The sequence below is a fragment of the Micromonospora saelicesensis genome (genome assembly GCF_900091575.1).
In the GTDB taxonomy this organism is placed as follows: domain Bacteria; phylum Actinomycetota; class Actinomycetes; order Mycobacteriales; family Micromonosporaceae; genus Micromonospora; species Micromonospora saelicesensis.
The window spans coordinates 584,793-599,908 of the sequence record NZ_FMCR01000005.1; the positions used below are offsets into that span (position 1 = coordinate 584,793).

Here is a 15,116-nt window from a genome sequence, read left to right on the forward strand (position 1 = left end):
GGGAGGACCGATGCCGACGTTCGCCGTGGGGGACAGGCTGCTGCGGCAGACGGTCCTGGCGGGCGGCGGCTGGACGGCCGGACTCGCGGCGGTCGCGCTGCTCGGCGCGGCCGCCGAACTGTTGCTCCCCGCGGCCCTCGGCCGCGCCGTCGACGCCGCCCTCGACGGCGGCTCCGCCTGGTGGGCGGTGTCCGCCTGTGCCCTGGTCGTCGTCCTCATCTGCGTCGACACCCTGACGGATCTCGCCAGCGGCTTCGGTGCGGCGCGCGCCACCGCCGCGCTGCGCCGGCGGCTACTGCGTCACCTGTTCGCCGTGGACGTCCGCGCCACCCGCCGGCACCCGGTGGGTGACCTCGTCGGCCGGTTGGTCGGCCAGGCCGCCGACGCGGGACAGGCCGGCAACGCCGTGGTCCTGGCCGTCGTGGCGGTGCTTCCGCCGCTGGGCAGCGTCGTCGCGCTCGCCATCATGGAACCGGTCCTCGGTCTCACCCTGCTCGCCGGTCTCGGCCTGCTCGCCGTCCTCATGCGCGCCTTCGTGGCCGACGCCTCGGCCGCGACCGCCGGGTACCAGCGGGTGCTCGGCACCATCGCCGGCCGGCTGTTGGAGTCGCTGACCGGCGCCCGGACCATCGCCGCCGCCGGCACCACCCGCCGCGAGGAGGACCGGGTGCTGGCGGCCCTACCGGAGCTGGACCGGCACGGCCGGCGTACCTGGGGACTGCTGGCCCGGGCGAGTGCGCGCACCTCGGCCGTGGCGCCGCTGCTGAACCTGAGCGTCATAGCGGTCGGCGGGTACGCCCTGACCGCCGGCTGGCTCACACCGGGCGAACTGGTCGCCGCGGTCCGGTACGCGGCCATGGGCGCCGGGCTCGGTGCGGTGCTGGCCACCCTGAACCACCTGGTCCGCAGCCGCGCGGGAGCACACCGGGTCGCCGAGCTGCTGACGCAGCCCGCCACGCCGGCAGGCGATCGGCCTCTTCCACCCGGCGGCGGCGCCCTGCGACTGCGCGGGGTGTGCGTGCACGCCGACGACGGCCGGCCCATCCTGGACGGCGTCGACCTGGACGTGCCGGCCGGCGCGACAGTGGCCGTCGTCGGAGGGTCCGGTGCCGGCAAGTCGACCCTGGCCGCCGTGGCGGGACGGTTGTACGACCCCGACCGCGGTGAGGTGCGACTGGACGGGGTACCGCTGCGGGACCTCGACACGGTGGCGCTGCGCCGGGCCGTCGGCTACGCCTTCGACCGGCCGGTGCTGATCGGCGCGACCGTCCACGACGCGATCGGCTTGGCGCTGCCGATCGACTCGGCGGCACCGCCGACCGATCGGAGCCCGGCCACCCCGGCGGTACTGCGGGCGGCCCGGACGGCGGCGGTCGCCGACGTGATCGAACGTCTGCCCGGCGGTTACCGCACCCCGCTGGTGGACACACCGCTGTCCGGGGGCGAGACCCAACGCCTCGGCCTGGCCCGCGCGTTCGCCGCCGAACGGCTGCTCATCCTGGACGACGCGACGTCCAGCCTCGACACCGCGACCGAACACCGGATCACCGAGGCTGTTCTCGGGCGCGCCGGGGGGCGTACCCGACTGGTGGTCACCCACCGGACCGCGGCGGCCGCGGCGGCCGACCTCGTCGCCTGGCTGGACGGCGGTCGGCTGCGCGGCCTGGCACCGCACCGGCAACTGTGGGCCGACCCGGACTACCGTGCCGTCTTCCAGCCGGCCGGCGGTGGGTCGTGAGCCGTCCCGGCGTACGCCGAGTGACCTGGCGGGCGCTGCGGGCCCGGCGGCGGGAACTCGCCGGGCTCGGCGGCTGGTCGCTTGTCGAGTCGCTGCCCGCGCTGCTCGCCGGCTACCTGGTCGCCCGCGCCGTCGACGAGGGCTTTCTGGCCGGACGTCTGCTCAACGGCCTGGCCTGGTTGGGGGTCCTCGCCGTGGCCGTACTGGTCGGCGCGGCGGCCACCGGTCGGACGTACCGGAGCCTCGCCGCCGTGGTCGAGCCGTTCCGCGACGAGGTGGCCGCTCAGGTGATCCGGGGCGCGCTACGCGACGCCACCAGGGTGGGTGGCCGTCCGGACAGCGCCGCCGTGACCCGGCTGACCCACCAGATGGAGATCGTCCGCGACACCTTCGCCGGTCTGCTGATGGTGACCCGCGGTTTCCTCTTCTCCGCTGGCGCGGCCCTGCTCGGCCTGCTCGCCCTGGCGCCGGTGGTGGCGGCGCTGGCGGTCGCGCCGCTGCTCGCCGGTCTGGTCGTCTTTCTCGCCGCGTTGCCGGCGATGGTCACGCACCAGCGCGCCTACGTCCGGGCCGGCGAACAGCTCGGCCAGTCGGCGGCGACCGCGCTGGCCGGTCACCGCGACGTGCTGGCCTGCGGCGCACAGACACGCGTGACGGCGGAGGTGGCAGGCTGGGTGGCGGCGCAGGCCGCCGCCGAACGCATGCTCGCCCGGATGGCGGCGATCCGCAGCCTCAGCCTCGGCATCGGCGGCTGGCTGCCACTGCTGGTGCTGATGGTGACCGCCCCGTGGCTGGTCGAGCGGGGTCTCACCGCCGGCGCGGTGCTGGGCGCACTGATCTACGTCTCCACCGGGCTGCAACCCGCCCTGCACACCCTGGTGCAGGGCCTCGGCGGCGGCGGGCTCCGCTACGCGGTCACCCTGGAGAACATCCTGCGCACCTATCCGGTCTCCGACGACCAGCGCCCGTCAGCCCTCGCCGCCCGGATGCCCCGCTGCCGGCCACCCGGTACTGCCGATCGCCCGCCAGCCCTCGAGGTCCGGGGACTGACCTTCGGCTACGGCCCGCGCGCCCGGCCCGTCCTGCAGAACTTCTCGCTGACACTGGCCGACCGGGACCATCTCGCAGTGGTGGGCCCGAGCGGTGCGGGCAAGTCCACACTGGCCGCCCTGATGGCCGGTCTGGTGCCGCCGCAGGCAGGCACGGTCCACCTGGCCGGCACGAGGGTCGCCGAGGTGGAGCCGACCGTTCTCGTCCGGATGCGAGTGCTGGTGCCCCAGGAGGCGTACGTCTTCACCGGCAGTCTCGCCGACAACCTCCGCTACCTCCGGCCGGACGCCGACGATGACACGCTGGAGGTCGCCCTCGACGCGCTCGGCGCGCGTCCCCTGGCGACCCGCCTGGGCGGCCTGGGCGCGCCGGTCGCGCCGGCCCTGCTCTCCGCCGGCGAGCGGCAGCTCATCGCGGCGGTCCGGGCCTGGCTGGCACCCGCCCCGCTGGTGATCCTCGACGAGGCGACCTGCCACCTGGACCCGGTGCTGGAAGCGACGGTCGAGGCCGCCTTCGCCCGGCGGCCCGGCACCCTCGTGGTAATCGCGCACCGGATCAGTTCCGCCCTGCGGGCCGGTCGGGTGCTGGTCCTCGACGGCGACGAGCCCGTGGTGGGGACGCACGAACAGTTGATGGCCCGCTCGGCCACCTACCGGGTGCTCGTCGGCTGCTGGGACGACTCGGTGGTGCCGTCCCCGGCGGCGTCGGCGCGGCAGGGCTGAACCCCGCCACATCGGCGCCGACGGCGCCCGTCAGATCCAGCCCGCCTCGCCGGCCATCCGCACGGCCTCCACCCGGGTACGCGCACCCACCTTGCGGGCGATCCGCCCGAGATGGTTGCGGACGGTGCCACGGGTGAGCCCGAGCGACACCGCCACCTCCGCGACCGGCGCACCCGCTGCCGTCAGCCTCAGCACCTCCGTCTCGCGGCTGGTCAGTGGGCCGTCCGAGTGCAGCGCCGCGACGACGAGATCCGCGTCGAGCACGGGCTCCCGGCGGGCGAGCCGGCGGATCCCGTCGATGACCCGCTGGGGGGCGGCGTCACTGCGCAGGATGCCGACGGCCCTGGTCGGGCAGAGCATGCCTCGCAGCCGCCGGGCCCGATGCGGGTGGGCCAGCACCAGGACGGGGCACCGGCCGAGGCGGTCGGGATCGACCTGCTCGACGAGATCGAGGTCGGCCACCACCACGTCGGGGCGTTGAGCGTGGACGGCCGCGGGGACCGCGTCGCCGCGATCCACCTCCGCCACGACACGGATGTCCTCCTCGGCGGCGAGGACGAACGACAGCGCGCCCAGAACCAGGGCGCCGTCCAAGGCGAGCAGGGTACGGATCACGATGAACCTTCCCGCACTGCGATGGCAATCACACAACGTCAACATTCAAACACGCAACCGGTGGCGCCGCACGGCGACGGGGGCGGGTCCTGTGGAGTTCCGGACCCGCCCCCAAACGGTCACAGCCAGCCGTTACGCCTCGCGCGCGACACCGCCTCCAACCGGTTGCGGGCCCCGGTCTTACGCAGGATCACCGACAGGTGATTGCGCACCGTCCCGTGTGCCAGGTAAAGGCGGACGGCGATCTCCTTCAGGGGCAGACCCTCGGCTGCCATCCGCAGCACGTCCATCTCCCGAGGCGTCAACGGCATCTCCGGGGGACTCAGCACCGCGATCGCCGCGGCCGGGTCGATCGCCCGTTCCCCGGCCGCGAGCGCGCGGATCGCGCGCACCAACTCGGCCAGCGAGCAGTCCTTCCCGACCAGGCCGCGCGCGCCGGCTGCCAGCGCCGCCTCCACCAGCGCCGGACTCCACCGCGGGCTCATCGCCAGCACGGCGGCGTGCGGCGCCTCGACGTCGATCCGGGCGACCACCTCCACCGGGTCGGGCAGTTCCGGTGTCAGTGCCAGCACCACCACCTGTGGTCGGCACCGCCGGACCACCGTCAACAGTTCACCGACACCCTCGACGTCGGCGACCACCTTCATGTCCTCCTCGCGTGACAGCGCGGCGCAGAGCGCCCCGCGGAGCAAACCCATGTCCTCGGCGACAACAACGTGGATCACCACGTTTTCTCCGATCTCCGGTACGCGCCACGACGGCCACCGATCCCGGAACGTCCACGGGTTGGTCAGGGCGTCGTGCGCTACAGACGGGTGGGCATCGGCCCGCGGCATCGTCGCGGCGGACGGCGCGGGCACTGATCGACCGACCAGCGGGTGCGACAGGCCGGCCGCTCGGGCCAGCCACCGGGGTCGGTCGACCCGCCTCAGCCCGGGCGGGCGATCGCCGACGGAGTTCGGCTCTCGACCATAAGCGGCACGAGATCGCAGCGTTGCCCGGCACCGAGGTGCGACTGCCGGTCGACCGGCCGGACCAGCCCCGGTGCGGGCGCCGATCCATTGTCGACGCCGGCGGCGTCCTGGTCGGCGGGTGCGACGGGCTCACCAGAAAGTAGACCCGTCGCGGCCACCGGTGCCGGGCGTGCGGCGAGGTGCCCCGTCGGGGCCGTGGCCCGCGCGGGGCCGACGACGGACATCGGCGGTGGCGCGGCCGGGGCCGGCGGCGCCGCGACGCGTACGGGGGTCAGCGTCGGACCCGTCGGTGGCGTCGGAACTGTCAGTGCGGGAGCCGGTTCGGTCACCGGCACGGCGGTCGGCCCGAGCGCTGGGGGAGCGGGCAGTGGAGGTGCCGCCGCCCCCGGAACGATCACGGGGCAGAGAGGGGGTGGCAGAACGGCATCGGTGACCCGGAGGAGCCCCATGACGACGGGCCTGATCGGCACCGCTCTCACGATGTCGACGACGTACGGCAGGGGAGCGGTGACCAGGCCGACCACTGTTGACTCGGTCGGCGTACGCACCGCCGACGGGTCGGGGGCGACGGTGGCCGGCTGTCGCGGTGGATCGGCGGCCGGCCGCGACAGGCCCACCCGGTGAGCCGAACGATGAACCGCGCGGGCCACGGAGACCGGTCGGAGCCTTTCGCGCTCCGCGGCGCCGGGTGAGACTGATGCGCCGAGCCTCGACGCACCCGCCGCCCGTCGCGGCTCCGTCGCGGGCGGATCCTCGCGGGGGGCGGCCACCCCACCGCTGGGCACCACCAGCGGGGCACGGGGCCTGTCGCCGCGGCGGTCGTCGGCAGCCGCGGCTCTTTGACTGTCCTGGCTGGGGCGCTCGGCGACCGTGAGCCGCGCAACCGACTCGACCAGAGCACCGATCCTCCGATGAGGCTCGTCACCGGACCCGCTGGGCATCCCGTCGGCGGCGGCCGGCCCCTGAAACACTGTGGCCACGACGAAACCGGCCCCGACGGCGGCCGCGATCAGCACCAGTCGTCGGGCGAACCTGCGCAGCCGACCGGCCGCAAGCGGCGCGGACCGGTCCGGCGCAGACGCCGGCGCGGTTCCGCTGACGGGACTTCGCACGCGGGCACGATCCCTTCCCTCTGGACTGCTGACCCATCGTAGCGGTGCGCTCACGCAACCGCATCCGGTGAATGCGCGCTCGTCGGCGGGATGCGGGCGCACTCCATCCGATGCGGAGGCCGGCTGCCCGTCGCACGGCTGGTCCCTGATCGGCGAACGTCCCGGACGGGGGGGGTGACCGCCTACGCGGGTGGCGGCGCGGTCGACTCCCGGATCCGCAGCGATGGGCTGATGACGATCCGGTGGGTCGGGCGGTCGGGGTCGGCGAGCCGGTCGGCGACGAGACGCACGGCGGCTCGTCCGATCGAGCGTCGCGGCGGTCGGACCGCGGTCAGCGGCGGGCTGAAGAGCCCGGCGACCTCGTCGTCGTACGCCACGATGGAGAGGTCGCCGGGTACGGACAGGTGCCGTTCCTCGCAGTGTTGCACCAGCGCGATCGCCTCGGCGTCGGCGTGCACCAGCAGCGCCGTCGTCCCGGTCGCCCGGCACTGGTCGAGGATGCCGTTGAGCACGACGTCTCGCTCGGGTGACCGCGCGTCGGGTACCACGGCCACCACCGTCGCGTCCGAGTCGAGGCCGCACTCGGTCGCGGCGTCGAGCCAGCCGCGCCGCACGTGCTGGCTGGTGGGGCTGTTGGCATCGAGCACCAGGCCGACCTTGCGGTGTCCGAGTGAGGTGAGGTGGCGCACCGCCATGGCCGCACCGAGGGCGTGGTCGGTGACCACCGACTCCATGACCGCGTGGTGGCTGCCTACCGTGGCGGTGCGTTCCAGCAGGACAACCGGGACACCGACCTGGTCGAGCCACTCGATGGTGCGCTCGGCGGTGGGTGCGTCCATGCTCGGCGCGATGATCAGCGCGTCGATGTCCATCCGCCCCACCATGCGGGCCAGTTGCGGCTGGTCGTCCTCACTGTCGTAGGAGGAGCCGCGCAGGACCACGCGCATGTCCAGTTCGCGGGCGGCCCCCTCGACGCCGCGAGCCACGTCCGGCCAGTAGTAGTCCAAGGAGGGCACGAGCATGCCGAGGGCGCGCCCGACCAGCGGGTCCAGGCCTGCTGCGGGTGGCTCGTCGGCTGCCGGGACGTCGTCCGGCAGGATCAGGGCGACCCCACCGTGGACCCGGCGAACCAACCCTTCGGCGGCGAGCTCCGCAATGTCGCGCCGGATGGTGACCGGCGCGGCACCAAGCACGTGGGACAGGTCAGAGATGCGCATCGAGCCGTCGCGTTGCAGGGCTGCCAGCAGTTGCTGGCGGCGGGCGACCTGAAGCGGCGCTCGGGGGGCCTCCGCCGTGGCGACGACGGGGCTGTCCTTGGTCATGGGGGACCTCCGAGGAACGCTTCGTGCGGCGAAAGCTCTTGCATGGTACGGACGACCTCGCCGGCCGGGCCGATCCCGGTGACGTCGACCGCTGGCCATGCCGCCGCCAGAGGGCCCGCGAAGCGGTCTGCGCCGGTCATGGCTCCTCGGACTGATAGAGCGACTGTGAACGATTCTGATCGTATCAGAGCACTTGGCGTGTCAATACCGTGTTGTGTGCTCTCTTGATCGAGTGTGTCCACATCGGTTTGGGAACGGCATTGACTTGCTCCTTTGTGAGCGTTTTACTTCGGAAACCCTGCGGATGCCTGCGCGTCACATTCATGGGCAACGCCCCGCTCGCCACATTCGACGGAGACGGATCGATGCGACAGGACCACGGATGACGTTCGGGACGACCGGCCAGGTGGCACCGGCGACGGACCCGGATGTCGCTACCGCCGCGACCTGGAGCCGGGATGACTGGTTGGCCCTCGCCGACCGGATGCTCGCCGCCGCCCGACCGTTCGCGTCGCCCGGACACGCCCTCGTCACCGTTCCCGGGCCGGAGGGCGGTTACGGGCGGGCCGTCGACGGACTGGAGGGTTTCGCCCGCACCTTTCTGCTGGCCGGCTTCCGCATCGCGGGTGCACGAGGCGTGGGCCTGGACGAACTCGTGGACCGGTACGCGGCGGGTGTCACCACCGGCACCGACCCGAGCTCTCCAGACCGTTGGGTGCGCCTGGACGAGCACCCCCAGGCGAAGGTGGAGGCCGCCTCCATCGCGCTGGTCCTGGACATGACCCGCCCGTGGATCTGGGATCGACTGCCGTCCGTGGTGCGCGATCGGGTAGTGGACTATCTGCGCCCGGCCGTCGGCGACGACACGTACCCACGGATCAACTGGGTCTGGTTCCGGCTGGTCGTACAGACCTTCCTGCGTTCGGTGGGCGGGCCGCACTCGCTCGACGAGATGAACGAGGACCTGACCACTCATGACGGCTTCGTCCGCGGGGACGGCTGGATGTCCGACGGGCCGCACCGCGCCTACGACCACTACGTGGGCTGGGCCCTGCACCTCTATCCGACGCTGTGGGCCCGGATGGCCGGCGCAGCGGACCTGGCCGAGCAGCGCCGCGAACGGGACCTGGCCGGCCTCGACCGCTTCCTGAGCGACGCGGTCGCGCTCGTGGGCGCCGACGGATCACCGTTGATCCAGGGGCGAAGCCTGACCTACCGCTTCGCCGCGGCGGCGCCGTTCTGGGTCGGCGCCATCGCCGGCGTGCCCTCGGTCAGCCTCGGGCGGTTGCGCGGCGCGGCCACCCGCATCGTGCGTCACTTCGTCGCCAACGGCGCCCTGGACGAACGAGGCCTGCTCACCCTCGGCTGGCACGGGCCCTGGCCGCGACTTGCGCAGTCGTACTCCGGGCCGGGCTCGCCGTACTGGGCCAGCAAGGGACTGCTCGGCATCGCGCTACCCGCCGACCATCCGGTGTGGACGAGCGCCGAGGAGCCGCTGCCGGTCGAGGAGCCGGACGAGGTGCGGGCGATACACGCGCCAGGCTGGCTGGTCTCCGGCACCCGTGCCGACGGCATCGTCCGCGTCGTCAACCACGGCACCGACCACGCCGTCGAGGGTGCCACCGTCTCGGATTCCCCGCTCTACGCCCGACTGGGCTACTCCACCGCCACCACCCCGGTCCTCGACGACAGCGGCTGGGCCAGTCCGCTCGACCAGTCCGTCACTCTCGTCGACGACGCGGGCCGGGTCACCCACCGCGCCGGTATGCGCCTGCTGACCGTTCACGTCGACACCGACGGCGTGGGCGTGGCCGGGTCACGTGCCATCGCCCACTGGGTCGACCCGGATCCGGGTCAGCGCGACCATGGCGGCGGCCGGGTGGGCCGGTCCCGACCGGCCGGGCACCTCACGGTGTATTCGCTGGTCCGCGGCCCCTGGGAGCTACGTCTGACCCGCGTCGACGGCCTCGCCGACGGCGTCGAGGCCGCTGCGCTGCGGCTACGGATCGGCGGCTGGGCCGTTGCCGGGGATGCGACGGCCACCGCCGGCGGCGGTGTGGCGGTCGTGACCGGGGCCTACCTGACCAGCTGGCTCGAAAGCGTTCACGGCGGCGGAACGGCCGGCGTCACCGCCGTTCCGCACGGCGGGCCCCTGGCCGGCGGGCTGGTCGTGCCATGGCTGGACCACCCCGTCCGGCCGGGCGCATGGGCCGCCACCTTCACCGAGCTGTCCAGGGTGCCGGCGACCACGGCCCGGCGGGCATGCCAGGCCGTGGTCGACGAGGACGGCCGCGGCCTCCACCTGGCGGTCGACTGGCCCGACGGGATCAGCACGTCGACCCGTCTGGACACGGAGCGTGCCGGGCCCACCCCGGCGTCCTGGTAGCAGTGCGGGCCCGTCCGGGCCCCTTGACCTAAGGAGAGAGGGATGAAGCGTGCGATACCGGCCGTCATCAGCGCTGCGACGGCCCTGACGCTTGTTCTCGCCGGTTGCGGCGGCGGAGACGAGCCAGTCGACCCCAATGCCCCGGTGACCATCACCCTGGCTGGCTGGAGCCTGTCGTCCACGCCCGAGTTCAAGACGCTCGCTGACGGCTTCAAGGCGAGCCACCCGAACGTGACGGTGGAGCTCAAGGAGTACGCCCCGGGCAACGACTACGACACCCAGATGATCACGGATCTGGCCGCCGGCACCGCCCCGGACGTCTACGTCATGAAGAACCTCAAGAACTTCTACACGTACCAGAGCGGTGGTCAGCTGCTCGACGTCTCCGACGTCACCTCAGATCTCGGCTCGAGCCCGGCGCTCGCGTCCTACCAGGTGGATGGCAAGACGTACGCGGTGCCGTACCGGCAGGACTCCTGGGTGCTCTTCTACAACAAGGATCTGTTCGCGAAGGCGAAGGTGGCGCCGCCGGACGGCAGTTGGACCTGGGACGACTACACCGACGCGACGAAGCGACTGCACACCGGGCTGAAGGGGGCCGGCTCGAACGCGACCGGCGCGTACCAGCACACCTTCCAGTCGACAGTGCAGGGATTCGCGCTCGCCCAGACCCCCAACGCGGACCTGCTCTCCGGAGACTTCGGCTACCTGAAGCCGTACTACGAGCGGTCACTGGACCTGCAGGCGGCCGGCGCGCAGCCGAGCTTCGGCACCGCGAAGACCAACAAACTCACGTACCAGGCGCAGTTCGGCAAGCAGCAGTCGGCGATGGTGCTGATGGGCACCTGGTACGTGGCCACGCTGCTCAACCAGCGACAGAGCGGTGACGCCGACAAGTTCCAGTGGGGGATCGCCCCGGCGCCGCAGTTCGACAAGTCCACCACCGGCACCTCCGCCACACCTGTGACCTTCGGTGACCCGACCGGCTTGGGGATCAACCCGAAGATCAGCAAGTCCAAGACCGCCGCGGCCAAGGCCTTCCTGCAGTACGCGGCCGGTTCGGATGCCGCCAAGGCGCTGGCCGGGATCGGCATCACCCCGGCCCAGGTCACCGACGCGGTCACCGCGACGCTGTTCGGGCTGGACGGCGTACCGCAGGACGACCTGTCGAAGTTCGCCTACGCCAAGCACACCATCAAGCCGGAGAACCCGGTGTCGAAGCACACCGCCGGCCTGCAGAACCTCCTCAACGAGACGCACTCGGCGATCCTCTCCGACAGCAAGGGTGTCGACGCGGAGCTGAGCAAGGCGCAGGCCCGCGCCAAGAACGAGGTCCTCAACCAGTGAGCTGATGGCGGGTCCGGCGCGCCTGAGCCGCACGCCGGTCCCGCCACCATGCCGAACGCTCCCGGAGACTCCCTATGGCAACATTGCCGCGCACGAGACCCAGGAACCGGCGGCTGGTGTCGCGCAACACGGTCGCCGGCTGGTCGTTCATCCTGCCCAACTTCGTCGGCTTCGCCGTGCTCACCCTCCTGCCCGTCGCGGTGCTGTTCTACGTGGCCTTCACCAGCTGGAACGTCTTCGGGGTGGCCGAGTGGACCGGCACCGCCAACTTCCGGCGGATGTGGGGTGACGCGAGCTTCTGGACCGCTTTGCGCAACACCGTCTACTACACCGTCTTCCACATCCCGCTGACCCTCGCGGCGTCACTCGGGCTGGCGCTGCTGCTCAACCGCAAACTGCGCGGCGTGCGGTTCTTCCGCACCGTCGCGTTCTTCCCCTACATCACCTCGATCGTGGCGATCGCGATCGTGTGGAACCAGCTGTTCAGCCCGGAGTACGGCCCGATCAACGCTCTCCTCGGCGCCGTCGGGGTGGACAATGCGCCAGGCTGGACCACGTCGTCGACCTGGTCGATGCCGGCGGTCATCATCGTCGGCACCTGGCGGTACATGGGTTACTACATGCTGCTGTTCCTGGCCGGCCTGCAAACCATCCCGGCCCAGCTCTACGAGGCGGCCGAGACCGACGGCGCCTCACCGTGGCAGCGGTTCGTGCACGTGACCCTCCCCGGGCTGCGGCACACCACCTTCTTCGTCACCGTGCTGCTCACCATCGAGAGCTTCAAGGTCTTCGACCTCATCCTCGTGATGACCGGCGGCGGACCGGGCCAGTCGACCCTGGTGCTCTCGCAGTACATCTACCAGAAGGGCTTCGAGGAGAACCAGTTCGGCTACGCCTCGGCGGTCTCCGTCGTCCTGTTCGCCATCTGCTTCACCATCACGGTCATCCAGTTCATGGTCAACAAGCGGAGGAACAGCTGATGACCGCTACCGACCTCCCGCTGCCCGCCCCGGCCGTCGCCGCCCCCGGCAACCGCAGCGCGCCCAGCCGACCGGTCCGGTCCCTGGGCTGGCGGCTCGTCGGGTACGCCGCCCTCGTGCTCGCGGCGGCCGGGCTGCTGCTGCCGTTCTACTGGATGGTGGTGGCGTCGTTGAAGACCAACAGCGACGTCTTCACCATCCCGATCACCTGGCTCCCCGATCCCGTGGTGTGGCGGAACTACCTCGACATCTGGCAGCGCTCGGACATGACGACGTGGTTGGGGAACACGCTGCTGCTGTCAGTGGTCGTCACCCTTTTGCAGGTGGTGACCGGGAGCTTCGCCGCCTACGGCTTCGCCCGGGTCCGCTTTCCCGGCCGCAACGCGCTCTTCCTGGCGTACGTCGGGACGATCGCGGTGCCCTGGCAGTCGTACATGATTCCGCAGTTCATCCTCATGTCGAAGTTGCAGTTGTCGAACACGCTGTGGTCGATCGTCGCGCTGCAGGCGTTCGGCGCGTTCGGCGTGTTCCTGATGAAGCAGTTCTACGAGACGATCCCCGAGGAGCTGAGCGAGTCGGCGCGGGTGGACGGTCTCAGCGAGTTCGGCATCTACCGACGGATCATGCTGCCGCTGTCCCGACCGGCGCTGGCCAGCCTGGCCCTGCTCACGTTCGTGACCACCTGGAACGACTACCTCGGCCCCCTGATCTACCTGCGCAGTCCGGAACTGCGCACCATCCAGTTGGGGCTGAACACCTTCATCTCCCAGTACAACGCCGAGTACGCGCTGATCATGACGGGCTCCGTGCTGTCCGTGCTGCCGGTCGCTGTCATCTTCCTGCTCGGCCAGCGCCACTTCATCGAGGGCATCGCCACGACCGGACTGAAGGGTTGAGGTCCATGCGTTCGCGCCACAACACCATCACCGCCATCTTCGACGGGTTCTACGTCGCGCTCGTCACCAACCTGTTGCTGGTGCTCGGTTGCCTTCCTCTGGTGACGCTCGTGTTCACCACCGAGGCGGCACGCTCGTGGCCGCTGTACGCGCTGACCGCCCCGCTCTGCGCGCCCGGGCTCTGCGCGGTCTTCGCTGTCATGTCCGCCTACTCCGCCGGCGACTCCGGCGGTGTGTTGCGCACCTACGGCCGCGCCTGGCGAGCCACTGCCCGGCCGGCGATGCTCTGGACGGCGGCAGCCATGGCCGCCCTGGTCGTGCTCGCCGTCGACGCCCGCGCCGCGTGGGGCCACCGGGTCGGCGCACTCGCCCTGCCGGTGTTGGCGACCCTGATCGTCCTCACCATCGCTACCACGCTGCTCGGGCTGGTGACCATCGCCGACCGACCCACCGCGCGGTTGCGTGAGGTGGCCCGCGCCTGCGTGTATCTGGCGGTGCGCCGTTGGTACCTCACCGTCGCCTCCCTGCTCATCCTCGTGCTGCTCGCCCAGATCCTGGCGGCCCGCCCCGCGATCGCCCTCGGCCTCGCCGCCGCGCCGCTGCTCTACGTCGTATGGGCCAACAGCCGTTTCACAGTGCGCGCCGCCCTCGACCCACCGACGACCGCACCCCAGAGCACCTGAACACCACGTTCCGGCCACCAAGCCGGGACGCCGATGAGACACCTGCCCGGCACCGGACCGGACACACGAGGGAGAACAGCATCCATGACGGCGACCGACGTCCGTCCCAGCTCCGACGCAGAGGCCACGGCGGCCGCGGTGGCCGCCGCGATACGTACCGTCGACGCGAACATCGCCACCTTTGGCGACCGGTACCCCGCGGACACCACCGTCGCCAACCGCTACCCGCTCCGGCCACCGAGCGGAGGCCAGCCCGAAGGCGCCAACGTCGGCTGGACCACCAGCTTCTGGCCCGGCATGCTCTGGCTGGCACACGACCTCACCGGTGCGGAGCGCCACCTGCGGGCCGCGCTCTCCCATGTGGACAGCTTCGCGGCCCGGATGACCCACGGCATCGACCTGGACACCCACGACCTCGGGTTCCTCTACACCCTCGCCTGCGTCACCCCGGCCCGCCGTACCGGCGACCCACAGGCCCGGGACGCAGCTCTCGCCGCCGCCGACCACCTGATGACGCGCGTCCTCGAACCCGCCGGAATCATCCAGGCCTGGGGCGACCTGAACGACCCCCGCCAACGCGGGCGCACGATCATCGACAGCCTCATGAACACGCCGCTGCTCTTCTGGGCCAGCCAGACCACCGGCGACGACCGCTACGCCGCCGCGGCCCGCCGGCACACCGCTCAGTTGCGCCAGCACATCCTGCGCCCGGACGGCACCACCTTCCACACCTTCTACTGGGACCCGGCTAGCGGCGAGCCGCTACGCGGGGAAACCGAACAGGGCCACGCCGACCACTCCTGCTGGGCGCGCGGGCAGGCATGGGGCATCTACGGGTTCAGCCTCAACCACCGGCACATCGGCGACCCGGCGCTGCTCACCGCCGCGAGGACCTGCGCCGACCGTTTCCTCGCCCACCTGCCCGACGACCACGTCGCGTACTGGGATCTGGTGTTCGGCGACGGCAGCGGCCAGGAGCGGGACAGCTCGGCCGCGGCCATCGCCGCCTGCGGCCTGGTCGAATTGGCAGACGGCCTCACCGACACGGCCAGCGCCGACCGGTACCGGACAGCAGCCGCCGAGATCCTGCGCTCGCTCATCGGCCACTACTCCACCGACGGCCATCCGGTCTCGAACGCGCTGATCCTGCACGGCGTCTACGACAAACCCAAGAGCGTCGGCGTCGACGAGGGAACCCTGTGGGGCGACTACTTCTACCTGGAAGCCCTCACCCGCGCCACCATTCCGGGCTGGACCAGCCCCTGGTGACCACCGTGCACCGACCCGCTCC

12 protein-coding genes are annotated in these 15,116 nt (G+C 71.9%); 8 read left to right on the plus strand and 4 right to left on the minus strand.

Annotated elements, in window-relative coordinates:
* The first annotated feature begins 10 nt into the window (after nt 1–10).
* Nucleotides 11–1,738 carry an ABC transporter ATP-binding protein gene (locus GA0070561_RS23840; protein ID WP_091405139.1) on the plus strand — a complete coding sequence of 576 codons (1,728 nt, stop codon included), beginning with the start codon at nt 11–13 and terminating at the stop codon, nt 1,736–1,738.
* Nucleotides 1,735–3,510 (plus strand): ATP-binding cassette domain-containing protein, encoded by a 1,776-nt coding sequence (locus tag GA0070561_RS23845; protein ID WP_091405142.1) that lies wholly within the window; start codon nt 1,735–1,737, stop codon nt 3,508–3,510. The genes GA0070561_RS23840 and GA0070561_RS23845 overlap by 4 nt, the downstream gene beginning before the upstream one ends.
* Nucleotides 3,511–3,540: 30 nt before the next feature.
* Here the strand turns inward: GA0070561_RS23845 and GA0070561_RS23850 are convergent, their stop codons facing one another.
* From GA0070561_RS23850 to GA0070561_RS23865, 4 genes are all read right to left on the minus strand, one after another.
* Nucleotides 3,541–4,125 (minus strand): response regulator transcription factor, encoded by a 585-nt coding sequence (locus tag GA0070561_RS23850; RefSeq protein ID WP_091405145.1) that lies wholly within the window; start codon nt 4,123–4,125, stop codon nt 3,541–3,543.
* A gap of 119 nt (nt 4,126–4,244) precedes the next feature.
* Nucleotides 4,245–4,853, minus strand: a complete 609-nt coding sequence (locus tag GA0070561_RS23855) for a response regulator transcription factor (protein ID WP_091405353.1) — start codon at nt 4,851–4,853, stop codon at nt 4,245–4,247.
* Between the two features lie 200 nt (nt 4,854–5,053).
* A complete protein-coding gene (locus GA0070561_RS33260; RefSeq protein ID WP_141710443.1) occupies nt 5,054–5,716 on the minus strand; it encodes a hypothetical protein in 663 nt (220 codons plus the stop codon).
* Nucleotides 5,717–6,393: 677 nt separating this feature from the next.
* Complete coding sequence (locus GA0070561_RS23865; protein ID WP_091405151.1) at nt 6,394–7,533, minus strand: substrate-binding domain-containing protein; 1,140 nt, start codon at nt 7,531–7,533, stop codon at nt 6,394–6,396.
* A gap of 382 nt (nt 7,534–7,915) precedes the next feature.
* On the opposite strand from GA0070561_RS23865, the gene GA0070561_RS23870 reads away from it, so the two are divergent.
* The 6 genes from GA0070561_RS23870 to GA0070561_RS23895 all read left to right on the plus strand — a co-directional run bounded on the left by GA0070561_RS23870 (nt 7,916) and on the right by GA0070561_RS23895 (nt 15,094).
* Entirely contained in the window at nt 7,916–9,919 is a 2,004-nt protein-coding gene (locus GA0070561_RS23870; RefSeq protein ID WP_091405155.1) for a DUF2264 domain-containing protein, read from the plus strand.
* A gap of 42 nt (nt 9,920–9,961) precedes the next feature.
* Complete coding sequence (locus GA0070561_RS23875; RefSeq protein ID WP_091405157.1) at nt 9,962–11,266, plus strand: ABC transporter substrate-binding protein; 1,305 nt, start codon at nt 9,962–9,964, stop codon at nt 11,264–11,266.
* A gap of 116 nt (nt 11,267–11,382) precedes the next feature.
* Nucleotides 11,383–12,246, plus strand: coding sequence for a carbohydrate ABC transporter permease (locus GA0070561_RS23880; RefSeq protein ID WP_225855315.1), 864 nt, complete (start codon nt 11,383–11,385; stop codon nt 12,244–12,246).
* Nucleotides 12,246–13,142, plus strand: a complete 897-nt coding sequence (locus GA0070561_RS23885; RefSeq protein ID WP_091405162.1) for a carbohydrate ABC transporter permease — start codon at nt 12,246–12,248, stop codon at nt 13,140–13,142. The genes GA0070561_RS23880 and GA0070561_RS23885 overlap by 1 nt, the downstream gene beginning before the upstream one ends.
* Before the next feature lie 5 nt (nt 13,143–13,147).
* On the plus strand, nt 13,148–13,825 hold the full coding sequence (locus GA0070561_RS23890) for a hypothetical protein (RefSeq protein ID WP_091405167.1): 678 nt from the start codon (nt 13,148–13,150) through the stop codon (nt 13,823–13,825).
* An 84-nt stretch (nt 13,826–13,909) separates the two neighbouring features.
* Complete coding sequence (locus GA0070561_RS23895; protein ID WP_091405170.1) at nt 13,910–15,094, plus strand: glycoside hydrolase family 88 protein; 1,185 nt, start codon at nt 13,910–13,912, stop codon at nt 15,092–15,094.
* Nucleotides 15,095–15,116: the final 22 nt, after the last annotated feature.